At 38.2% G+C, this 21992-nt stretch carries 25 protein-coding genes; 5 read left to right on the forward strand and 20 right to left on the reverse strand.

Annotated features, from left to right (window positions below; translation table 11 throughout):
* Positions 1–100: 100 nt before the first annotated feature.
* Positions 101–307: a copper chaperone CopZ gene (copZ, locus tag ACFO3P_RS09015; RefSeq protein ID WP_042531487.1), complete on the reverse strand. Its 207-nt coding sequence runs from the start codon at positions 305–307 to the stop codon at positions 101–103.
* 155 nt (positions 308–462) lie between these two features.
* Between copZ and ACFO3P_RS09020 the strand changes: the two genes are divergently transcribed.
* Positions 463–1263 carry a GNAT family N-acetyltransferase gene (locus tag ACFO3P_RS09020; RefSeq protein WP_256705597.1) on the forward strand — a complete coding sequence of 267 codons (801 nt, stop codon included), beginning with the start codon at positions 463–465 and terminating at the stop codon, positions 1261–1263.
* A gap of 68 nt (positions 1264–1331) precedes the next feature.
* On the opposite strand, the gene ACFO3P_RS09025 is transcribed toward ACFO3P_RS09020, so the two are convergent.
* The 6 genes from ACFO3P_RS09025 to ACFO3P_RS09050 form a co-directional block, all read right to left on the reverse strand.
* Positions 1332–1784, reverse strand: coding sequence for a DinB family protein (locus ACFO3P_RS09025; RefSeq protein WP_042531483.1), 453 nt, complete (start codon positions 1782–1784; stop codon positions 1332–1334).
* A 102-nt stretch (positions 1785–1886) separates the two neighbouring features.
* A complete protein-coding gene (locus ACFO3P_RS09030; RefSeq protein WP_193062723.1) occupies positions 1887–2471 on the reverse strand; it encodes a hypothetical protein in 585 nt (194 codons plus the stop codon).
* Between the two features lie 338 nt (positions 2472–2809).
* Positions 2810–3298 carry a nucleoside 2-deoxyribosyltransferase gene (locus ACFO3P_RS09035; protein ID WP_042531475.1) on the reverse strand — a complete coding sequence of 163 codons (489 nt, stop codon included), beginning with the start codon at positions 3296–3298 and terminating at the stop codon, positions 2810–2812.
* 77 nt (positions 3299–3375) lie between these two features.
* Complete coding sequence (locus ACFO3P_RS09040) at positions 3376–4248, reverse strand: HAAS domain-containing protein (protein ID WP_193062721.1); 873 nt, start codon at positions 4246–4248, stop codon at positions 3376–3378.
* A 107-nt stretch (positions 4249–4355) separates the two neighbouring features.
* Positions 4356–4973, reverse strand: coding sequence for an NUDIX hydrolase (locus ACFO3P_RS09045; RefSeq protein WP_193062719.1), 618 nt, complete (start codon positions 4971–4973; stop codon positions 4356–4358).
* Between the two features lie 95 nt (positions 4974–5068).
* Positions 5069–5368 carry a Dabb family protein gene (locus tag ACFO3P_RS09050; protein WP_193062717.1) on the reverse strand — a complete coding sequence of 100 codons (300 nt, stop codon included), beginning with the start codon at positions 5366–5368 and terminating at the stop codon, positions 5069–5071.
* Between the two features lie 189 nt (positions 5369–5557).
* Between ACFO3P_RS09050 and ACFO3P_RS09055 the strand changes: the two genes are divergently transcribed.
* Positions 5558–6682 carry a DUF4352 domain-containing protein gene (locus tag ACFO3P_RS09055; protein ID WP_193062716.1) on the forward strand — a complete coding sequence of 375 codons (1125 nt, stop codon included), beginning with the start codon at positions 5558–5560 and terminating at the stop codon, positions 6680–6682.
* A 106-nt stretch (positions 6683–6788) separates the two neighbouring features.
* Here ACFO3P_RS09055 and ACFO3P_RS09060 read toward each other — a convergent pair whose 3' ends face one another.
* From ACFO3P_RS09060 to ACFO3P_RS09095, 8 genes are all read right to left on the reverse strand, one after another.
* A complete protein-coding gene (locus ACFO3P_RS09060) occupies positions 6789–7661 on the reverse strand; it encodes an AraC family transcriptional regulator (protein ID WP_193062714.1) in 873 nt (290 codons plus the stop codon).
* Between the two features lie 91 nt (positions 7662–7752).
* Positions 7753–8733: a zinc-dependent alcohol dehydrogenase family protein gene (locus ACFO3P_RS09065; RefSeq protein ID WP_193062713.1), complete on the reverse strand. Its 981-nt coding sequence runs from the start codon at positions 8731–8733 to the stop codon at positions 7753–7755.
* 95 nt (positions 8734–8828) lie between these two features.
* The gene (locus ACFO3P_RS09070; protein WP_193062711.1) at positions 8829–9557 is read right to left on the reverse strand and encodes an ABC transporter permease; all 729 of its coding nucleotides are present in this window, start codon (positions 9555–9557) and stop codon (positions 8829–8831) included.
* A complete protein-coding gene (locus tag ACFO3P_RS09075; RefSeq protein WP_193062710.1) occupies positions 9558–10268 on the reverse strand; it encodes an ABC transporter permease in 711 nt (236 codons plus the stop codon). It lies immediately after the preceding gene.
* A complete protein-coding gene (locus ACFO3P_RS09080) occupies positions 10265–11176 on the reverse strand; it encodes an ABC transporter ATP-binding protein (RefSeq protein ID WP_193062708.1) in 912 nt (303 codons plus the stop codon). The genes ACFO3P_RS09075 and ACFO3P_RS09080 overlap by 4 nt, the downstream gene beginning before the upstream one ends.
* 136 nt (positions 11177–11312) lie before the next feature.
* Positions 11313–11807, reverse strand: a complete 495-nt coding sequence (locus ACFO3P_RS09085; protein ID WP_193062706.1) for an NUDIX hydrolase — start codon at positions 11805–11807, stop codon at positions 11313–11315.
* Between the two features lie 43 nt (positions 11808–11850).
* Positions 11851–13206, reverse strand: coding sequence for a HAMP domain-containing sensor histidine kinase (locus ACFO3P_RS09090; protein ID WP_341172452.1), 1356 nt, complete (start codon positions 13204–13206; stop codon positions 11851–11853).
* Positions 13207–13214: 8 nt separating this feature from the next.
* Positions 13215–13883, reverse strand: coding sequence for a response regulator transcription factor (locus ACFO3P_RS09095; protein WP_193062702.1), 669 nt, complete (start codon positions 13881–13883; stop codon positions 13215–13217).
* 541 nt (positions 13884–14424) lie between these two features.
* On the opposite strand from ACFO3P_RS09095, the gene ACFO3P_RS09100 reads away from it, so the two are divergent.
* The 3 genes from ACFO3P_RS09100 to ACFO3P_RS09110 all read left to right on the forward strand — a co-directional run bounded on the left by ACFO3P_RS09100 (position 14425) and on the right by ACFO3P_RS09110 (position 16888).
* Entirely contained in the window at positions 14425–15033 is a 609-nt protein-coding gene (locus ACFO3P_RS09100; RefSeq protein WP_193062700.1) for a TetR/AcrR family transcriptional regulator, read from the forward strand.
* Between the two features lie 129 nt (positions 15034–15162).
* On the forward strand, positions 15163–16089 hold the full coding sequence (locus tag ACFO3P_RS09105) for an ATP-binding cassette domain-containing protein (protein WP_193062698.1): 927 nt from the start codon (positions 15163–15165) through the stop codon (positions 16087–16089).
* A gap of 22 nt (positions 16090–16111) precedes the next feature.
* Positions 16112–16888 (forward strand): ABC transporter permease, encoded by a 777-nt coding sequence (locus ACFO3P_RS09110; protein ID WP_193062696.1) that lies wholly within the window; start codon positions 16112–16114, stop codon positions 16886–16888.
* A gap of 149 nt (positions 16889–17037) precedes the next feature.
* Here ACFO3P_RS09110 and ACFO3P_RS09115 read toward each other — a convergent pair whose 3' ends face one another.
* The 5 genes from ACFO3P_RS09115 to ACFO3P_RS09135 all read right to left on the reverse strand — a co-directional run bounded on the left by ACFO3P_RS09115 (position 17038) and on the right by ACFO3P_RS09135 (position 21947).
* Positions 17038–18198 carry an FAD/NAD(P)-binding protein gene (locus ACFO3P_RS09115; RefSeq protein ID WP_289584724.1) on the reverse strand — a complete coding sequence of 387 codons (1161 nt, stop codon included), beginning with the start codon at positions 18196–18198 and terminating at the stop codon, positions 17038–17040.
* Between the two features lie 127 nt (positions 18199–18325).
* Positions 18326–18685, reverse strand: coding sequence for a hypothetical protein (locus ACFO3P_RS09120; protein ID WP_379542362.1), 360 nt, complete (start codon positions 18683–18685; stop codon positions 18326–18328).
* 250 nt (positions 18686–18935) lie between these two features.
* A complete protein-coding gene (locus ACFO3P_RS09125) occupies positions 18936–19061 on the reverse strand; it encodes a hypothetical protein (protein ID WP_256705596.1) in 126 nt (41 codons plus the stop codon).
* Positions 19061–20290: a helix-turn-helix domain-containing protein gene (locus ACFO3P_RS09130; RefSeq protein WP_193062690.1), complete on the reverse strand. Its 1230-nt coding sequence runs from the start codon at positions 20288–20290 to the stop codon at positions 19061–19063. Before ACFO3P_RS09130 ends, ACFO3P_RS09125 begins: the two co-directional genes overlap by 1 nt.
* 205 nt (positions 20291–20495) lie before the next feature.
* Complete coding sequence (locus ACFO3P_RS09135; RefSeq protein ID WP_193062688.1) at positions 20496–21947, reverse strand: carbon starvation CstA family protein; 1452 nt, start codon at positions 21945–21947, stop codon at positions 20496–20498.
* Positions 21948–21992: the final 45 nt, after the last annotated feature.

Here is a 21992-nt window from a genome sequence, read left to right on the forward strand (position 1 = left end):
CTCCCATACCTATACAGGGTATGTAATCCTTTAAAAAGGAGATCGTGCGGAATCTCTCGCACGACCTTTATTAAAATATCTAGACAAGATGTGTTCCTATTTAAACAACATCATAACCTTGATCTTCAATTGCTTCTGTAATATCGTCCAGCTTAACTTTCCCTTCATCAAAGGCAACATCCACTTTACCTTCCTGAAGATGAACGTTCACTGTATCTACGCCATCCAGACCGCCTACCGCTCCTTCAACAGAACTCACGCAGTGCTGACAAGACATACCTTGAACTTGAATTGTTTCGTTAGCCATTTTTCTAACCTCCCTTACATTCTATATCTATCATAACATACCCCTTATAGGTATTGTCAAGAGAGATGATTGGATTTCTTTTCACGATTAATGGACACCGCAAACTTATCATTGATAGAATAAAAGCAAGCTTTATCAGGAAAGGGAGTGACGTGATGGATAAGAAAAAGCAGAAGCAAATCATGATGCATAACTTAACCGAGAAATCAAAAGCAGCAGCAAGAAAAACAAAGGAAGCAGTGCTTTACGAAGAACATGGCTTTACATATATCGATGCCCAGCTTCCATCCTATAATTTTAATGTCGTTACCTTATCCGAAGATACCCCGCTCCCGCAAGAGGAACATGTTCAAAAAATCATAGCTATGTATGAAAATAAAGGATACCCCATGAATGTATGGGGATGGGAAGACCAACCAGAGATAACCAGTATGTTTAAAAAAGCGGGGTTAGTTGAATACGAAACGGATTATTTAGGAATGATTGCTGATTTGACAGCTTTTCATCCTGGGGGTCCTCATAAAGATTCAACGATGCAATTTAAAAAAGTTACTGCTCCAGAACAACTGATTACTTTCGGTGCAATTCTGGCCAGTCTATATGAGGAGACCGAGGAAGAAATACAAATCAATCATTATTTTCATCGTGCTGCACAGCATAGCTTTACAGATTATAAACAGTCACAGCATTTTCTTGGCTATTACCGGGGCAAACCGGTTGCTATTGGTTCATTATTGTTTACGGAAAACACAGCAGGAATTCATGATATTGCTGTGTTAGAAAGGGAAAGAGGACGCGGATTGGGTACAAAGCTGATGTACCATCTGATAGAGTCTGCTATAGCTGCAGGAGCTGAATATTGCACCCTTCAAGCCTCTCCGGAAGCGGAGGGTATTTATCGAAAGCTCGGCTTTGAAACCATCGGGAAGCTGAAAGTATATGCTAACTTTAAATGAATGTTTTCATACAATAAGCGATCCAACAAGCAATGAATCAACCTGCCCGCCGGATCGCTTTTTGCCGCTTAAGCCGCAGCCAGAAAATCTTTTATCTGTTTTAAATGATGCTCATCATGTTTTGTAAAAATTTTAAGGAAGCTCTCTGCTGAAAATTTCCGCTTTCCGCTTCCGATGGTAAATCTATCATTTTTATCTACCGTTCTAATCTTCTCTAACAGCTGCTTCCTCCGTTCCATAAATAACTCTATTATTTCATCAACGGTTTTTCCCTCAAGTGATTGAATCGCCTTTTCATTCTGCGTATCGTGGTCTGGAAATGCCGGCAGGTTCGCTCCCTGCTGCATTTGGGAAACCATATTATGAAGATTGTAGTCATCCCAATAATACATATGACCAATAATTTCTCTTATCGACCAGGCATCTTCTTTTATAGGAGTGTTCAATGTCTGTTCCTCTACTTTTTTCAGTTCGGAAACAGCGGCTATCGTACTTTCGTATGCAGTAAATACGTTACTCATATTCGTTTCCCCCTCACTTAGTCTATACCTTTCACACGCTTGAAAAAGGTGTCTTCCCGCCTGTCGGAGCAATGAATTCTATATTTGCAGATAATCTAAATCTTATTCTACTTCTGACGCAGGGACATACGATTCTATATGATCATTTAATTGGTCTCCGTTAAAATCTTCTTCCGTAACCATTAATTTATCGCCATCCCGCTCTAATTGAAAGGTGTAAAACGGACCATGGTAATTAAATAACCACGTCAGTTCAGCTGTTTCAACGGCTTCCACTTCCCCTAATAATTCTCCAATTATCTCCGTATCATCCTCTGCGGTTTGTTTCATATAATCAAAATCAATGTCACCATCATCAATCTCCAGATTTACCTTTAAGCGGCTATGTACAGAACCATCTTCTAAAATATCAACGCCGTTTTCCTGAACAGAATACGTCTCCGAACCTGCCACAAGCGCGGAAAATATATCTGATTCTACATCGCCCGGCTGGATTTCTTCCTGCTCTTGCTCTTCTTCTGTACTCTCTTCTCCATCAACGGCAGATTCGCCACTTTCAGCCTGCTCACTTTCCTCTGCCTGTTCATTGTCAGAAGCATTATTCTCATTACCTTCATCATTTCCACACGCAGCCAGTACAAATAAAGCCATTATTCCCGCTGTCATCAAACCAAGTATTTTTTTCATTTTCTTCCTCCCGTCTTTTCCTTTTAAAAATAGCATAGCGAGATTGGAAATCAACAGGGAAAAAGAACTGATTTTTCATTCTATTCTTTTACTTTCTTTCAATAACAATACAATTGTCCTGTGTTTTTACAATACCTAGAAACAGGATTGATACAGCTGATCCATGTATTCTTCGGATAAAAGCTTTAAGGTGATTCTTTCCGTTTTTGACATAACCCTTCTCCTTCAACATTATCTGTTTATTCATTAAATAGGATGGAGGACATCAATAAAAAAGAGAAAACCAAACCCGCCCATCATAGCAGCATGAAGGACAATTTTGATTTTCTCTAAAAGCATTATAGCTGTCTATTCTTTACCTCTAATACAGCTTCCACAGCCTCTTCTATCGTAGAGGTAATCACACCATTCCGCTTAACTAAGCCTACTAAAAATAAATTGCGATAAACAAATTGATTTTCTAAAGCATCTTCCACAAGCGCATCTATCTTTTTCTGATTATCTCTCCCCTGCTGGCGGGTATCCGTAAATACACCAACAATCGGACGTTTCAACATCGAAAAAGCACCAATCTCAGCAGCTACACCAGAATCTATCTCTACACCGTCCAGTACTGCGATTAAAATATCACTCTTTTCCAATTTGGATAAATCCGCTTCTGCAATAATCTCACTATTGGCATAAGCCGTTTTATCATTAATTGCAGCATTTTCCTGCGGGAGATATAAATCTATCTCTGGAACAGCTTCACGAATCGCCTTTGCCAGCTGTTCATTCACATAACGATCGCCCATTGAAAATAACCCATTTGCCAAGTAACCCTTCACTTCAAGCACCTCTTATCTATTTTGATTCCTGCTTATCTTTCATTGCTTACATTCTAACAAAATATGTCTGGTTACAGCTATTTTTCTTCTTGAAACTCTAAATAAATATAAGCCCCTACAATCAACACCGTTAAAATAATACCCAGAAACGCTTGCATATCTACTCCAAGCGGTGTATTTTCCAAAATCAAGGGCGGAAAATTCCAAGCTATTAAAATAACGGGCAATATCCATGTTTTCGCCCAAACAGAGAGCAGTATCGCCGTTGCTGTTACAACTCCTAATAAAATCATACTACCTGCGAATGGAATCGTAACAAGCGACGTTTCCACATAACCATCTATAAAATAAGCCGCTATAAATAAAAGCATGCCTATCACTGCCGGAATAGCGAGCATGGCATATTTTTTAGATTCAGATAACTGATTTCCAGAAGTATACCGCACTGCAAATACAGAACCAATGATAAATAATAGCCCAATAACAACGGTACTCAGGATTCTAAAAAGACTGTACGCTACAATTTCTCCATACAATACCCCGCGTAAGGCGTCCCCAAACAGCATAAAAACAATCGCGCCGATCAGAATATAAGGTATCAGCCAGGATACCGACGGATTCTTTTTTTCATCCACTTCTTTTTTCAGCTTGTCTACATATTCCTGTGGGGATTGATTGGTAATTTGTTCAATCGGCTCATTATTCTGTTCCATCTCATAAAGCTGCTGTGCCAGATTATCTGCAACATCTTCAATATCCGACTGCTCAATCCCTTGAGAAAATAAATACAGCCGCAGTTTTTCGATAAATCGATTACTTTCCGAGCTTAATTTCGTCCGGTCCATGTCTACTCTCCTTTTTGCTTCTATATCAATATGTTTCCACTTTTGATTATTCCATTTACTTTCGGATTGCCAGGAATTCTCTTCTTCCTGTGCATGCCTCATCATATAAGAAAACATCCCTATTCTAAAGGACATGGACGTGTTTTACAAGAAATTTAGAACAGCAGAAATATTCTCTTCTTCCCAAGAAGCAATGCTTCATCCGTATGGTATTAATCAAATAATGCCGGTTTCTCCGGGTCTCTTAAAAATTCAAATAAACGTTTGATTTGTATTTCCGTATTCCGGTTTAATGAAAGATTAGGCAGGTTATCCTCTGCAAAAAAATCAATCCCCTTAGTCTCCATACCTAAGCTGGCTTCCCCGCTGATAATCTCGCACTGAATACATAATTTATAATATTGGTAAGGCTGTGGCGGATGCGCATGCTTATTCGTATCAAAAACAGCGAGCAGCTTCTTGGCTTCAACATGAAACCCCGCTTCTTCCAGAATTTCTTTGGTAACATTTTCTTTTGGCGATTCACCGACATCGCAAAAACCGCCTGGTAACGCCCAAGCATCATCATGTTTTTCACGTACCATTAAAATACGGTCATTCTTGAAAACTACGCCCCGCACATCTACTTTTGGAGTCTGATATCCTGTTTCATTAGCAAATAAATCACGGATAGATTCAAAATTGTGGTCCGTATATTCGTTCATTATCTCGATGCTTAAGGTACGCAGCTGTTCATACCGCTCTTTATCATACATATCATTTGTGAAAGTTAATCCTGCCTGTGCTAACGACTGGATTTGCTTTGCCCACTCTAGCCATTTGTCACTCATCCAACTGCATCCTTTCTCAGATTCATTTTATGTAACCCTTGCTGCACACAGAAAAAACAGCATAGAAAACCTTTCTACACTGCTTCTATTCGTGATTATAGTTGATAATCGACACAAACTCGATCCTGCACGCATTCCTTTACAAATTCGGATACACGGACATGCTCCGGGTGTATTTGATATTGCTGTAACGCCTCTTCCGTTTCAAATTCACTATCCAGAATAATATCACGGTCACTTGTCGCCAGCGGATCAATAATGACTTTGATAGAAACAACACCATCTATCTTCTCTTTTAAACTCTCTAACTCGTTCTTAATTTTCTCTGCATTGGTCTTCTTCTCTGCTTCACTAAAATTTTCACGGTGATTCCATTGTACGATATGTTTAATCATGCCTAACAGCTCCTGTTCATTTTATATACTAAAATTTTATCACATACTGCCCTTTTGGGATATCCATAACATAATTATATTATTCACATATTTTTGAATTATTTGATGCCATTGTCTTTAAATGATAAGGTAAGAACAAAGGATTATTTGCTCAAATTTCTAAAAATTATTAAGAAAGGAAGTACGGCAATGTACAAAACAGCAAGAACAGCAGGTTTTTTACGAACGCTCCTTTTATTCATTGCTTTCGCAGTCTTGATGATTGGATGCAGCTCTAATTCCGATGAAAACAATGAAGACTCGAGCGCCGCAGCAGATCAAAATGAAGAGACGGAAGATACAGCGGCTAACGGTACGGAGGAAGAAGCTACAAATGATGAATCAGAAGGTTCTGAGTTCTATCATGAAATGGGAGAAACATTTGAAATCGAGGGATACAGTTCTGGTGTCCCTGCAGAAATTACCGTTAATGAGATATGGATAGAGGACGGAGATGATCATCAAGCATTTATTGAAGAAAGTATCGCTTCCCCATCAGAGGATGACGCTGTTGCGTTTGTTGATTATACCGTAGAAAATATCGGGGATCGTTCCATTAATATGGGGGACGTTATACCGGAATATGCAGCTCTTAATGGAAGTTTCGACCTTGATTTAAGTTACCCTGAAAACGATACATTCACTGACCAGCTGGCGTCTTTCCAGGAAAGTTTAGACGAAGGCGAATCCATGGATTTGGTCGGAGCTGTTGCGGCAGATGAAAAATCACTCTATGCCGGTGCACTCATGTGGAATTTCATGCAGGATATACCTGAAATTGTTTTCCACACTCCTCAGGATGAGCGCAGAGATCAGATTGGCACTTATGATATTGGAGAAGACATGTATTTAAACGATTATGGAGAAGATACATTTTTCAAGGTGAATATCAGCAATGTGGAAATCAATGAAGGGAATGAAAATCTTGATTTAAGAGATGAAACGGAATCTGTGCTTGCTGTTGATATGACATTTGAAAATCAACTTGATGAAGATGTAACTTTATATCATAAATTTCCACAGCCGCATGTAGAAGGCCTGGTAGATGGTCAAGGAGCAAACAGTTCTAATCACCTTGTAATCGATGGACAACCTGTCGAAGATTTATATGAAGGACCTGAGGGAAAAATTGGTCCAGGTGAAACGCTGGAAGGAACCGTCTATTATGAAATAGTCAGTGATGATGTCGAGGATGTTCAGCTGCTTTTTCCAAATCCATCCCTGCTTACATTTCCGGATTACGGGATGTGGGTTGATTATAATTTGGAGGGTTAACATATCGTAAGGGAAGCATCCTTTATGAATCTCCAAAACAAATATCATCATTATGAAAAACGAGGCGCTCTAAAGCAGCACCTCGTTTTTCACATTTGTGTCCCTTCTAATCCTTTCTCTTTACAGCCATCCAAATCTCACTATATACATTATCCAGATTGCTATAATCTTCTACAAAAGAGATTTCAGGTGCTTCCACTAATTCATAACTGGAGGAAGGAAGCCATTCAGCAGCAATTTTTGCCCATATTTCCTGCATCGTTTGAGGGAACGGTCCTTGTGAAGAGAAAATAGCCCAAGTATGGGCAGGTACCTCCAGCACATCCAGCCCGCCAAACGGTCCTTCTTCGTCTGTCAATACACCAATCATATGCTCTAAATATCCTTCTTCTTTCATTCTGCCTTCATCAAAATGATACGAAGCATTAATTACTTGTCTAGGCTCTAGATTAGCATGTTCATGCATTTTGCCTTTTTGAGATTCCGTAATACTTTGCGCCAGCTTTTCAATTTCCGGATTAACTCCTTCAAACTGCATTGGCACTTTTTTACTGACACCAATTATTTTAAATGCTTCTTTTTCCACAATTCGATAATTCATATCTGCTCCTCCTTGAATCGTTAGTTGGAAGGTTAGTTTCGGAAAAGCTTTAAGTTTGTGCTTTTGCTGATGCTTCACTTCAGAAGGTTTACATCTTGCCCATTCCCGGAATGCGCGGGAGAAACCATCAACAGAATGATAACCATACTTAAAAGCCATATCTGTCACATTAACATCCTCCCGCAGCAGATCAAACATTGCATTGGAAAGCCTCCGATTGCGAATATAGGCTGTGAGAGTCATCCCGGCCAAGAAAGAAAACATTCGCCGGAAATGATAAATCGACGTACCAGTAATTTTTTCAATTTCTTTCTCATCGATTTCTGTATCCAAGTTCTCTTCAATATATTGTAATGCTTCGTTCATGCTGCTTTGCATTTCCTTTCCCTCCTTCCATTGATTCAAGTATAGAGACTTCTTCGGTAAATCACTCGACAAAAAAGAAACGGGTTTTATCGGAAAAACATCGTCAGCTGCCGGATAAGATTACTTTACCCTTTCTGCCATCGGTAAGTGTATCCAATGCCTGCTTTATATCTGCCAAATCATAATTTGCTTTCTCAATACCCAGCAGCAGCTCTTCCTTCTCCACAAGCCTCAAAATTTGCTGGAAGGCCCCCTGCCATTTCCCCTGGCTTACCCCCTTATTCCAATGTCTTAAATGAAAAATATTCATTTTCACTTTATCTGCAAAGCCTCCCCAATCCATCTGCTGTCCAGACAACAAGCCGATACTCAAAAAACGTCCCTGATTGCGCAAACAGCCAGCTAAATCAGAACCAGCACTGCCTCCCAATGAGTCAATCGCCGCATCGGCTCCTTTTCCATTTGTTTTGTCCATCACCATTTCAAAAAGGGATTGGCTTGAGATATCTACCACTTCAGAAGCGCCAAGTTCTAAAAGCTTCTGTGTATGTTTATCATTTCTCACAACTGCAATCAAACGTAAATTTAAAACTCTTGCAAGCTGCGCATATAAATGTCCAATTGCCGACCCACAAGCGTTAACTAACAGCACACTACCTGACTGTAATTTCAATATCTCTGTCAGCGTAACCCACGCCGTCAAAGGATTAATATATAGTTGTGCAGCCTGTATCTTATCAATGGATTCCGGTACAGGTACAGCAAATGCAGCAGGCACCCGGACAAAATCCTGCCATGTCCCCTCTCCCCGTAATGGTAAAACACGCTTGCCTATTAGCTCTTTGCTGACATTAGCACCAACATCCGCTACAACTCCAACGCCTTCGTAGCCCGGAATATAGGGCAGAGGAATTCTGTGTGAATAGCTTCCTCTTACCGGGATTAAGTCTGATGGGTTAATTGGTCTGGCTAACATGCGTACAAGTACTTCTCCTGCTTCAGGGGGAGTGATTTCTTTGTCTGTTATTTTTAATACTTCATTAGGATTACCAAATGAATCACAATAAATATATCTGTTTCGCACTTTAAGATATCCTCTCTTTTAAAACGTTGCCTTCTCCCTATTATAATGGAAAAAGGAACAGCAGACGACTGCCATTCCTTTTGTGTTTCTTCTTATTAAATCGCTTTTCTCTGGAAATACAGATAGCCTCCAATGAAAAACAATAGAAAACTGCCGCCAATCACCATTAATATTTGATTCCAGGGAACAAAAAAGACATCTCCTGTACTTCCGCCAATATTCATCATTAGAAATGGCTGTCCCCACGGATAATATGGGCCAAAACGCTCCGAATTAATAACTAAAATCGTTGGTAATGTAAAAATAACATTTATCGCGAATGGGGCGGCAAAACTTTTAAATGCGATCGAAACCCATAACTGTAAAGCAATTAATGGAAAAGTGGCCAGCCAGCCTCCTACAATCGTTTTCCAGACAATATCCATCGGAAAAGGATCAGTGATCCCCTCTATCATTCCAACCAGATAAATAGAGACCAGATACAATAATTGCATCGCAAACACCAGAAGCAGCAGCAATAGATATTTAGATAGAAAAACTTTTCTCCTTGTCACTGGCAGCGCCAGCAGCTGCTTCCAACCTCCTTCCTGATGCTCGTACCGGCAAATCACACTAGCTAAGACCCCTGAAATTAACGGCAGGAATAAAACAGCGTAGGTAAAATTCATCATTATCAATTTTTCATACCATGGATTGGGTGCCCCTATATCGCCTAGCGGACTGGACATTCCAATAAATAATCCAATCAGCGGTGCCACTAATAGAAGTAGTAGTACTTTTGACTTTCGCAGCTTATACCATTCAGAACTTATTACGGAAAACATTTATTTAACGTCCCTTCTTTTAAAATCAATCATTCCCAGCAAATAAAGCAACACTCCAAAGCCGATTCCTAACAAGGCATTGATATACGTATGACCCCAATCATTAGATAGAGCCGGCCATTTCCACATCATCCAATCAGGTAGAAGCGGAGCAGAATATGCAAAAATAACACCAATCACGCCTAGAGTTACCGGGATAGCCTGATTTTTACTTATCGTAGCCACCCAGAGCTGCAGTCCTAACACCGGCAGCGCAGCAAAGAAAGGTAAAAAACTGTACTCCATTAACCGTAAATACGGAATATCTTCTCCTAATCCCAATGTCAGACCGTAACCAAATACAAACAGGAATAAAAGGACGGAAGACAAAAATAAGATACAGCTGATTACCGTAAACTTAGATAGATATACTGACCGTTTGGATACAGGCAAAGCAACTAACTGCTTCCATGCATTGGTTTCATCTTCAATACTCGACATAAAAGATGTTAAAATCACAATCCCCAAAACAATCGCAAGCGGGGTAAATGTATTGATATTCAAAAGATAGTAAAGCCAGCGATCATCCATCTGCTCAAACAGATAATCTTTTCGCACTCCATAATTGACCATCTGCAATGCCACCACGCCCAAAGGGCCAATCAGACACAACAACCACATACCTTTACGCTTTATCTTTAAAAAATCCGATTGTATCAGTGGAAAAATCATTCTGCATGTTCCTCCTTTGTCATCTCCAAGAAGATATTCTCCAAAGACCGTGTTTCTCCTTGCACCCGATAGATAGAGAAGCCTTGCTGGACGAGGTAGTCAATGGAAGCAGCTACCTGTTCATCGTCCTCCACTTGCAGATTGATATGTTCTTCTCCTAAATCGGCTTTTTGTCCATTGGCAAGCATTGAACGCCAAGCTGCTTCATTATCATTTACCTTTATTTGAATCGAAGCTTGTGCAATTTTACGCATGTTTTCGATAGAATCTTGAAAAATCATTTTCCCTTTCGAAACAACACCAACTCTTGTAGCCATCTGGTCAATCTCAGATAATAAATGGCTGGATATCAATACCGTCATCCCATATTCTTTTGGCAAACTTTGAATCAATTCACGCATTTCAATAATACCGGACGGATCCAGTCCATTTGTAGGCTCATCCAAAATGAGCAGTTCCGGTTGATGCAGCATGGCAGCAGCAATCCCGAGGCGCTGCTTCATTCCAAGGGAAAAACCTTTTACTTTTTTATTCCCAACTCCATGCAGGCGGACCAGCTTCAATACTTCATTTATTCTTTCCTTTGGTGCATGAAGAATTTTTCTGCTTGCTTCTAAATTTTCTTTGGCAGTTAAATGCGGATAATACGAAGGGTTTTCTACCAGCGAACCCACATTTTTCAAAATGTCTATCCGGTTGTTTTTCATATCTTTGCCAAATAATTGAACAGAACCGGAAGTTGGCCGCATCAACCCTAACAGCATACGAATTGTTGTCGTTTTACCAGCCCCGTTAGGACCAAGGAAGCCATAGATTTCTCCCTTTGGTATCTTCATTTCCAAATTTGACACTGCTTTTTCTTTTCCAAATGATTTTGTTAAGTTCTTTGTTTCTACGATATATTCCATGATTATCACCTCTACTTTCAAGGTTAAAGATGGAAGGTTAAAATAAAGTATGTGCTTTGTTTAAAATTTGTTTAAAAAAGCCGGAATTTTTAAGTTATCTTGCTTGGTGAAATGCCAAAAAAAGAGACAGTTTATATCACCCGTCTCTTTTCATTGCAACATCTAAAATACTTTGATGTAATGTATTCCAATTTTTATTATATTTTTTTATATCTTTCGGATTTATCCATATTCTATCTCTCGATTCATGAGCGGCTTTAAATTCATAAATTTGCTGCACATCCATGCGATAAAAAATCTGATAACCAACTTTTGGGTAATGTCCTTCCGAATTCCATTCGATATTTTCGGTATGATTTACTGCGATATATCCTAAAAGCGAACAACTGCCTGTAATATAGCCTTCTTCATAAGCTTCACGTTTAAAACAATCTGCAGGCGCTTCCTCTTTTTCAATATGCCCGCCCGGTATATCCCAGCCCCTGTGATTTAAATTCATCAGGAGCAATTTATTATCATTGAAGCATAAACCGTGTGCACTTGTTATCAATTCCTTTTCTGGAAGTTCGTTAACTTGTATCCAAGTTAATTTTACTTTTCCATTTCCCCAATATACGTAAGCACTTTTCATTATCACTTCTCCCTTAAGAGAATTTCTCTACTCAAAACAAGGCCTAAACATCAGCTCTTTTTACTCTAATAATTTTTATCGTTGTTCCTTCTTCCGTAGAATCCATCTCCCAATCCAGGTCCATACCTTTTACCATCATATCAACAATAGAAAGACCGATCCCAGCACCGTTTTGATTTGTACTCGTCTGCATTCCTTTTCCTTTATCTATAATAACAATGGCATCGTTGTGCCCTGTTGACTCTGTCCGCACTGCGATATATTTGCCATCTGCCGCATGACGCAGCACATTTTGTAACAAATTATCTAAAATCCGGCTGAACCACAATGAATCTACTTTCCACATATTTTGTTCAAAAGGTTCTATGTCAATATCAACTTCAAACCTTTCCTTCTCAAAAACCGGATACCAGGTCGCTAAATATTGGCGGAGAAAACGCATCATATCTATTTCTTTTAATTCCTTCTTATATTTACTCGCCATAAGCAACGTATAAGACATTAAATTTTCGATCAATTTATCCACATCTTCAATAGAGGTTGTCGCCAACTTAAGGGAATGCTTTGCCTCTTTTGGCAAATTCATTTTCTGCAATGTATACGCCTGTGCATTTATTTTAGTTAAAGGTGTTCGTAAATCATGTGACAAATTAGCAATCAGTTCTTTACGCAGTTGTTCCTCTTCTTGTTCACGCTCTCTGCTCTCTCTTAATTCCTGTACCATTTGATTAAAAGACTTCTCTAAATCACCAATCTCATCCTGTTTTTTTTCTTCAATAGGAATCGGTAACCCATCTGTATCTCGAATTTCCATTGCTTCTTGCAGGTGGACAAGACGTTTACGAATTCCTCTGAAAAACCATAGAGATATAAAAATAAACAAAAACACAACACCTATCGTTAACATAACAATAGCCCAGCTATACTGATCAAAAAGGCGTTGTCCTTGAGGCTTCATCGCTTCCCGCTCCAGTTGAAAGACAATAAAGCCATCTTCCTCATTTTCTCCTGCAAAAGCAACAACAGTAAATGGATCATTATTGTAATTTCTTTTTAAGAAATCTGCAGTATAAGTTGCGTCCCATTCCACAGGTAAGTTTTCTTGAAGGTTGCTTTGTACAGACAAAATACCGTTCCCATTCACCCAAAACATAGATGCGTTTGAATAGACCTCCCGCCACTCTTCAAATAGTTGATTCACATCGTCTTCCGATACTACGGCATTGGCTTCCTGATGCCATTTCTCCTCTATTTCTGTAAATGTATTTTTCCCATCCTCCGGTGAATCTGAATCATCTACTAAATTAAAAAAAACAAAAATGATAATGAAGTAGGCTGCTTGTATTAAAAAAATAGCAATGAGGATAATCAATATATATTTCGCTAATAAAGATTTCAAAAACCGCTTCATTTTTTCACCCGATATCCAATCCCGCGAATTGTCTCAATAATTGTTGGTTTCGCCGGATTTGCTTCAATTTTTTCACGCAAATAGCGAATATGCACCATCAGCGTTTTATCTCCTTCCATAAAACGCTCTCCCCATACGCCTTCATAAAGCTGCTCCTTCGTCAAAATTTGATTCAGGTGACGAATGAAATATTGAAACAGTTGATATTGCTTTCCTGTCAACAAAATCTCTTCTGCTGTATGCTTATTGGTAATAACCAATGATTTCGTATCGATTTGCAGATGTCCGATTTCAATCGTGTCCTCTTTCTTTTGGAAACGGCGGAGTAATGCTTCGACTCGCGCAGCTAATTCATCTGGATGAAATGGCTTTGTGACATAATCATCTGCAAAGCTTAAACCTTCAATCTTATCCTCCACAGCTGAACGCGCAGATAACATCACAATTGGTGTGTCTGGGTTTGCTTTTTTTATTCGTTTACCAATAGAGAAACCATCAAGTCCCGGCAACATAATATCTAAAATGGCAAGATCTATATCATTTATATATTTTTCTAATTCATTCCCAGATGTTAGCCAAGTTACTTGATGATCTCTTCCTGTTAAGTCCTCTGTTCCCCATTGCCCGATTTCTTGTTCGTCTTCGATATATAGGATATGTGCCATTTATTCCACCTCATAATCTAATGCATTTCCTTATGGCTGCTTCTTCTTTTCAAGTTTGTTTCTTAAATTAAACATAATTATTCCTTTATAAACAATCATAGCAATTCTGCGAATGAAAAGAAGAGACAATTTCTATTTTTAAACAAAATTTAAACATTAATTTAGCTTTTCTTTCATAATTTATTAAAATTTAATAAGGGGATTATTTTTAAATTACTTGATGAAAAAAGTTAATGAATTTTTTTCATCAAGTAATTTATGATAAAGTATGATTATCTTAAACATTTTAATTTAAAGGACTTTTCACCTTATTTTTATTTGTTTATGCGCTAACCTAAACGAATATAAGTTATTAGGAAGGTTAGCACTTTTCTGGTTTGGAAGCCTTGTTTATATAGGGCATCTGGAGTACGCTGTTTGTATTTATATAAGTGCGTATTTGTAGATTCTGAAGTTCGTATGTTTAAGAGCGATTATCTTTACCCGGTTTTGGCTAAATTATAATAATTACTTTAATAAAAGAAGATGGAGGTCACTGCTGATGGCACCTTTAAACGAAAATCAATTAGAACAGATTCGTCATGAAAGAAAAGAACAGATTATGAGTGCAGCACTTCAAGTTTTTGCAGACAATGGCATTAAGCTGACAAAAATAAGCACGATAGCAAAAGCTGCAAAGGTAAGCCATGGATTAATATATCATTATTTCTCTTCAAAAGAAGAAGTTCTGTATGAAAGCTTAAAATGGGCAACTGCTGTCAATACATCAACTAATTTTTTAGAAAAATTAAAAGAAGATGACCTGTCTCCATCTGAAAAAATTAAAAAATTTGTTCTATATGCATTTTCCTCCACAGACTCCACTTCTAGTTACGTGTTTCGAATTATACAAAATTTGGATAATAAAGAAGAAACTCCGCAAGAAGTTAAAAATTATGTGGATAGTCTTGGGACAATGTATATCAATTTCCTTATACCTCTTATAAAAGAAGGACAAGAATACGGAGAAATTATCCAAGAAGATTCCGAAGAACTTGTCGGGATTTTCCTTACAACTTTATCAGGTGTCATTGCTGATGATATTACATTTTGGCAAGAGGACATGGAGCGCAAAGTAGAAATTTTGCTCAGAATGATTACTACACGATAACCTCTCCCCTGACTTCCAAACCCTAAAATTAAAAACAAAACTCCTCCAAAAAAGATTTGACAAAAGGAGGAGTTTATTATAAATTATTGATTGATTGAATTAGTCAATCAACAAAAAGGAGGTTCTAGTTTGGAAACTGTTATTTCAGTGAAGGATTTAGAAAAAGTATACGGAAATCATTCTGTTTTAAAAGGAATAAGCTTCGAAGTAGAGCGAGGGAGTGTTTTTTCTTTATTGGGGGAAAATGGGGCCGGCAAAACAACTACTGTTCATATACTTTCTACACTCATTTCCGCTACTAGCGGCTCTGTCCTGATTGGAGGATATGATACACGCAAAGATACCGATAACGTAAAAAAACGAATCAGTTTAACTGGACAATACGCTGCTGTAGATGAATTACTGACTGGAAAAGAAAATCTTATGATGATGGGACGCTTGAATCATTTAGACAGACAAACAGTAAAAAAACGAACCGTCGAGCTTTTACATCAGTTTGATTTAGTAAATGCAGCAAATAAATCTGTAAAAACATATTCAGGAGGAATGAGACGACGCCTCGATATCGCAATCAGTCTGCTTGCTTCTCCAGAGGTGATTTTTCTCGATGAACCTACAACTGGACTAGACCCAAGAAGCCGAAACAACATGTGGAAGCTTATCCAAGAACTTTCCAATAAAGGTGTTACGATTTTTCTTACAACGCAGTATTTGGAAGAAGCTGATCAACTCGCTGATAAAATTGCTATTTTACATGAGGGAAAAATTGTAGAACAAGGTCCAGCAGAAGCATTGAAAAAATTAGTGGGTGAGGAAAAACTAGAAATTAACCTTGCTAATCAAAAAGAAAATTGGTCCATTGCCAAGCAGCTTTTGGCTGGAAAAGCAGATGAAAAGAATCTTACTATTCTTGTTCCGTTATCATCCGTAAACAATTTGCGCGAACAATTACAACTCCTTCATGAAAATGGAATTGAACCTGCCTCGATAAGTATTCGTAAACCAACCTTAGATGATGTATTTATGCAGATAACAAAAAACAAAAAGTATGAATAACAGGAAAGGAGCTGATAATTTTATGAATGAATCAAAATGGACTTGGATTATTCTGGATAGTTGGACAATGACACAGCGTACATTAAAACATATTTTCCGAAATATAGAATCACTGATGATGAGTATTGGTCTCCCCATTGCGCTTATGCTTATGTTTGTTTATATTTTTGGTGGTGCAATAGACACAGGAACATCTTATATAAATTACGTTGTTCCAGGCGTTATTGTAACATGTGTCGCTTTTGGGAGTTCGCTTGTTGCTGTAGAAGTTGCTGATGATATGACTGGAGGTTTATTTGAACGCTTTCGTACGATGCCTATCCTTCCCTCCGCTTTATTAGCAGGTCATGTTATTGGAGGAATGGCTAGAAATGGGCTCGCTACAGCCATTACTATTCTCGTAGCAGTTATTATTGGATTCCGACCAACTGCTGGATTATTAGAATGGCTTGGAGTTGTCGGTATTTTAGCATTATTTATGTTCGCTGCTAGTTGGTTATTTGTACTGTTTGGCCTTATTGTAAAAAGTGTAGAGACTGCTAATGCGATAACATTTCCAATGCTTTTCCTCCCCTATTTAAGCAGTGCTTTTGTGCCAACAGAAACCATGCCTAAATGGCTCCATACTTTTGCAGAGAATCAGCCAATGACACCATTTATAGAATCATTACGCAGTTTACTCACTGGAACACCCCTTCATAATAATGTATGGATTACGATTATCTGGTTTATTGGTTTGCTTATTTTTTCTATTATTGGAGCTACAATTGTATTTAATCGCAAGAAAAAGCGTAAATAATAAGTATATTATTTTTCAAGCGAATCTTTAGCTATCATTAGGTACATGATAAAAATAAAGCTAATTTCATCTCGTCATCCAACCAAAAAAACCGCCTCACACAATAATCCACAGGCAATGAGGCGGTTCTAACTCCCTATTCTATTTCCTTAAGCAAACTGCAAAATCCGTTCCGCAGCCTTCCTTGCTCCTGCAATATTTCTGGAAACCGGACCTATCTCCAACTCAGCTAACGCTCCTGCCACAAACAAACCATTCTTCCATTCCAGCGATCTAGGAACAATCGGAAAACCACATGGGGCGCAGGGCAGCTGCATCTGCTCAATTACCGGATCTAACCATTCCTTTCCCGGCATTGCAATGGCTGGACCGGTTGCCAGTAAAATAGCGGTTCCTTCCAGCTTTGCTTCATTTTCCATAAACAGCTGCATACTTCCATCCGTGTCTTCTCTAATCTTTTGAATACAGCCTGTATGAATATCCAGCCTTCCTGCTCTCTTTTGCTTCAATAATTTCAAATATAAATCTCTGGTGATGGAACCTCGATTCCTTGCTTCTTGTATAACCAGCCTTCGTTCCTTATAGCTGGTCAATTTATGATACTTATTCAAATACTTAGGCCCGAGCCATCCTGGATCACTATCAAAATGGTGAACACGTAACGGATGCCGCTTCACCATGGTGACAGAATGAATAGATTCTTTTTGTGTAAGTGCATAGGCAAGATGTGCTGCTGTCATCCCGCCGCCAACTACAATCACATCCCCCGTTTCCGGAAGGCTGCTATCCATTTCAAACACATGATTTATTGCTTTATGATCCTTATACGAGTCAATCCATGAGGGATAATGAGGGGTATGATTCACTCCCATAGCAAGCACCACTCTCTCACTAAAGAAACAACGTCCGTCTTCCACCCAAACCTCCCATCCCTGTTCCGTCCATGACAGTCCGTTTACCACTCCCTGCAGCCAACATTCCATGACGCCTGTTTCTTCTAACAAATCCATACTGTGCTGATTAAACATATCCAAACGCGGTCGCTGATACTGTCCTTTCAAACCCGAGGCATAATTGTTTTCAGAAGAGTATTTTTTTAAACTGTATGGATCCGTATGCAAATGATGTACTAAAGGAGAGCGTAAATATTTCATTTCAATCTTCTCTGTGATTGTGCGCCATCTTTCCAATGGCTGTTTATGTGGATCAATAATCAGTACATCTTTTACCTCTGCTTTTTTCTCTTCAAGCAGCCGGGAAGCAACACAGCTTCCTTGGATTCCTCCACCAATCACTATCCATTTATACATACCTGTTCCTCTCCTTCCCAAAAGCGTAATCATTACGGTTGAAAAAGTTAAAATTTTTTCTTAAGATTCCTCCCTATTTGATTCCCATATCCGCTTCCGAATAGTTGTTTTTCTCTATTACCTTTCATTACAATCCTTCTGTATAAAAATATTTTCTATGTTCATCTTTTTCAAAGGCAGTCGAAACAACATTTGTACAATCAAGCCAACGTGCTTCTGCTTTTATCATTTTCGTTCTTTTCTCTATCTTTATTTCTATTTCTTTTAACACTTCCAAAAGTTCATGTAAGGATAAATTGAACGCTTCAGCTACATGCTTATGAGGAGATTCAGCTCGGATTAAATCTATAAAATGTTCGGGTGTTAGTGCTTTTTCAGAAATCATATTTTCTATATTTATTACTTTTTCATATAATAACTGCTCCTCGTTTGAGAGAAATCGGCTGATCACCTTATTCAAAAGTTTTGCTTCTATGTAGCTTTCCATTTTAAACGCCCCCATAAAATAATTCACCAAAACGTAATCATTACGATTTGTAATGGAAATATTATTAATTTACCATGAAATATAAATAAAAACAATCTCTTTTTCGATAAACCGCTCTCTAACTTCCAACGCTTCCTTACGATATGTATCTATTCCCTAAAAAAGTATCCAAATTCATCTGCTCTGCAAAAAAAGCCATCTTCCACCAATCTAATGGTACAAGACAGCTTTTCATCCTTCACATACTCTCTTAAAAATCTTTCGGATCAAGGCTATGCGTTGAATCTGGGTACTCGATTTCGTCTGCAGCGCTTACAGACATCGTTACACTGAAAAATGCGAATACGGCTAATGCAGCAATTAATAATTTCTTCATCAAATCCCTCCTTTCATATCCAAAACATTTTTTATCTTAAAATAAGCCTGTTTATATTGCTTATTTTGAGAATAGTAGTTAGATAGCAATACATTATAATGTATTAGAAACTCTTTATCATTTTTCTTTTCCAAAAACGGTATGGCAATGGTTTCTAAGTATTCTTTAATATTCTCTTCATTCAACTGTAAATGAAGTACATGAAACTTAATGATATACTCTTCCAATCCCTTTTTTTCTGCCACTTCTTGTCCTTCCGTAATATACTGCATCGCTTTTTCTTTATTCTCCATGCTCAAGTACAATTTTGCTAAGGCATATATTGTTTTCATACTATGTTGTTCTTCTACAGAGACGGAGAAACTTTTTTGATAATAGTCAATTGCTTTTTCAATATCCTTCTTTTTTTCAAAGGCCAGTCCCAGATTATGATAGACCTTCCGAAGTAAATTTTTATCATCCTCTATAACCTTCTCTATACGATCATAATAATCAATCGCTTCGTCATAATTGCCCATCTTAAAGTAGTTAATACCCAGCAAAAAATAACAAACTGTACATTTATCATAGTTCATTTCCTGTAAATACTCATTTAAAGCTTTTTCCAAGTGCTTAATCGATTTATATATGTTACCTTTCCGGTTGTAAACCAAAGAAAGTTCATAGTGAATATCTGCTTTATACGGATAATTTAAAGAGTTTGCCAGCCCCAGGTATAACTCTAATGCAGCATCGTAATCACCTGTTTCATAATAGTATAAGCCACAAACTCTATTAAATAAAGGCATCGTCTTCAAATTACTATAATCTTGTAAAGATTCTGCCTCTTGAAATTTTTCTTCAATTTCCTCTATTGTTGAAAATCTTAAAGCAAATCGCAACTCTATTAAGCTGATCAGCAGTCTGATACCAGGATCTGATGAATTTTCGAAGTCTTCCAAAAATGATTGATAAGCTTCTTTGGCTGCAGCTTGGTCTTCTTTAATCAAATTATAGATATTCTCTGCTTCTTGAACAACCTGATCATTCACCACTTCTTCTATTTGTACTAATTCTTCAGGGGCGATTCCAAACCGTTCAGCAAGCAATTGTAGAATCTCTTCATTAGGAACGACATTACCGTTTTCAATCTTGCTGTAATAGGATACAGAACAAATACCTTCAACAATCTCATGCTGGGTAGAATTCTGCTTATTTCGTAAAAATTTAAGTTTTTGCCCTAAATCCAAAATCCTCTCTCCTCTTCATGAAATTTTTTACCTAGTTTAAATGTAACATAATTTCAATGGGAAGTAGAAGCATTCTTTTAATTTTTAAGGGATATCCTCATAATTATGGTTAATATTCACAAATAATTAAATAAAATGAAATGAATTTGTAAAATTTATAAAAAAAGAACAAGATAACCGCTTCCAGTCATCTTGTTTTTTATAATTAAGAAGCTTGCTTCCAATCAGAGACATCCACTTCAAGCGGAATATTATTAGCACGTGCCTTTGCAGCTGCTTTAAAAAATAGAACTACTAGCAGCGCTGCTCCAATAAAGCCGCCTCCCCATGATATATTCATAGGTAAATTAAAACCGATTGGCTGTGACAAAATATAGGTAATAACCATAATCAGCATAAATGTTCCCGGAATCAATGCGACGAAATAATTTTTTCCTGCAATATAGAGATACATCGAACCAACAAATAGAGCAATTACTGCCGTTGACTGGTTTGCCCAGTTAAAATAGCGCCACAATAATTCAAAATCAATTTGCGTTAAAATCATCGATACTGCAAATAATGGCAAGGCAATCCACAAACGGCTGGAGAACTTTTTCTGTCCAATTTTTAAGTAGTCTGCAATAATCATTCGCGCACTGCGAAATGCTGTATCTCCAGAAGTAATTGGAAGTATGATAACACCCAGCACGGCTAGTGTTCCGCCAATTGCTCCCAGAAGCGTAGTGGAAGCTTCACTTACAATGGCTCCTGGTCCGCCAGCCGCTAAAATGTCATTCAATCCATTATAGCCGTTAAACATGCTCATGGCAGCTGCAGCCCATATCATTGCAATAATCCCTTCTGCAATCATCATGCCATAGAAAATTTTACGTCCTTCTTTTTCTTTTCTGGTTGTCCGCGATATAATCGGTGTTTGTGTAGCATGAAAACCTGATAAAGCACCACATGAAATAGTAAAAAACAATAATGGAAAGATAGCTGCCCCTTCAGGATGAAAATTTTGGAAAGAAAGCTCTGGAATTGGTGCTCCCGTTACTACTAAACCAATCCCAACACCAATTGCACTCAATAAAAGCAATGCTCCAAAATAAGGGTACAGTCTGCCGATAATTTTATCGACTGGAAGCATCGTAGCCAAAATATAGTAAGCAAAAATAAATGCAATAAAGATACCTAGGGCGACACGCCCGTCCGCCAACAAATGAAGCAGACTTGCTGGTGTAGAAACAAATACCGTACCAACCAGCAATAGTAAAAGGACTGCAAAGCCGTTAACGACATGCTTCATAACCTTTCCTAAAAACTTGCTCGCAAGCTCCGGCAGATGCGCTCCCCGATTGCGGATAGAAATCATCCCTGTTAAATAATCGTGGACGGCCCCTGCAAAAATGCATCCCACTGCTATCCAGATAAATGCTGCCGGTCCATATAACGCTCCCATAATCGGACCAAAAACCGGCCCGGTACCAGCAATATTCAAAAGCTGAATCAGCGAATTTTTAGGTGTACTCATCGGAATATAATCCATGCCGTCACCGTTCACATAGGCAGGTGTCGGCCGGCTTTCTTTGACTCCGAAAAGCTTCTCAATAAATTTCCCATACGTAAAATAACCGATAATTAATAAAACAATTCCTGCTAGAAATGTATACAAACTTTCTCCCCCTCTTCCACCATCAATGAATACGTTTTCAATAAG

This window comes from Oceanobacillus aidingensis (assembly GCF_042654105.1).
GTDB lineage: Bacteria > Bacillota > Bacilli > Bacillales > Amphibacillaceae > Oceanobacillus > Oceanobacillus oncorhynchi.

Coding starts and splice junctions, on each gene's coding strand:
- copZ (WP_042531487.1), bottom strand. CDS start 307: ATGGCTAACGAAACAATTCAAGTTCAAGGTATGTCTTGTCAGCACTGC.
- ACFO3P_RS09020 (WP_256705597.1), top strand. CDS start 463: ATGGATAAGAAAAAGCAGAAGCAAATCATGATGCATAACTTAACCGAG.
- ACFO3P_RS09025 (WP_042531483.1), bottom strand. CDS start 1,784: ATGAGTAACGTATTTACTGCATACGAAAGTACGATAGCCGCTGTTTCC.
- ACFO3P_RS09030 (WP_193062723.1), bottom strand. CDS start 2,471: ATGAAAAAAATACTTGGTTTGATGACAGCGGGAATAATGGCTTTATTT.
- ACFO3P_RS09040 (WP_193062721.1), bottom strand. CDS start 4,248: ATGATGAGGCATGCACAGGAAGAAGAGAATTCCTGGCAATCCGAAAGT.
- ACFO3P_RS09045 (WP_193062719.1), bottom strand. CDS start 4,973: ATGAGTGACAAATGGCTAGAGTGGGCAAAGCAAATCCAGTCGTTAGCA.
- ACFO3P_RS09050 (WP_193062717.1), bottom strand. CDS start 5,368: ATGATTAAACATATCGTACAATGGAATCACCGTGAAAATTTTAGTGAA.
- ACFO3P_RS09055 (WP_193062716.1), top strand. CDS start 5,558: ATGTACAAAACAGCAAGAACAGCAGGTTTTTTACGAACGCTCCTTTTA.
- ACFO3P_RS09060 (WP_193062714.1), bottom strand. CDS start 7,661: ATGCAAAGCAGCATGAACGAAGCATTACAATATATTGAAGAGAACTTG.
- ACFO3P_RS09070 (WP_193062711.1), bottom strand. CDS start 9,557: ATGTTTTCCGTAATAAGTTCTGAATGGTATAAGCTGCGAAAGTCAAAA.
- ACFO3P_RS09075 (WP_193062710.1), bottom strand. CDS start 10,268: ATGATTTTTCCACTGATACAATCGGATTTTTTAAAGATAAAGCGTAAA.
- ACFO3P_RS09080 (WP_193062708.1), bottom strand. CDS start 11,176: ATGGAATATATCGTAGAAACAAAGAACTTAACAAAATCATTTGGAAAA.
- ACFO3P_RS09085 (WP_193062706.1), bottom strand. CDS start 11,807: ATGAAAAGTGCTTACGTATATTGGGGAAATGGAAAAGTAAAATTAACT.
- ACFO3P_RS09095 (WP_193062702.1), bottom strand. CDS start 13,883: ATGGCACATATCCTATATATCGAAGACGAACAAGAAATCGGGCAATGG.
- ACFO3P_RS09100 (WP_193062700.1), top strand. CDS start 14,425: ATGGCACCTTTAAACGAAAATCAATTAGAACAGATTCGTCATGAAAGA.
- ACFO3P_RS09110 (WP_193062696.1), top strand. CDS start 16,112: ATGAATGAATCAAAATGGACTTGGATTATTCTGGATAGTTGGACAATG.
- ACFO3P_RS09115 (WP_289584724.1), bottom strand. CDS start 18,198: ATGTATAAATGGATAGTGATTGGTGGAGGAATCCAAGGAAGCTGTGTT.
- ACFO3P_RS09120 (WP_379542362.1), bottom strand. CDS start 18,685: ATGGAAAGCTACATAGAAGCAAAACTTTTGAATAAGGTGATCAGCCGA.
- ACFO3P_RS09125 (WP_256705596.1), bottom strand. CDS start 19,061: ATGAAGAAATTATTAATTGCTGCATTAGCCGTATTCGCATTTTTCAGT.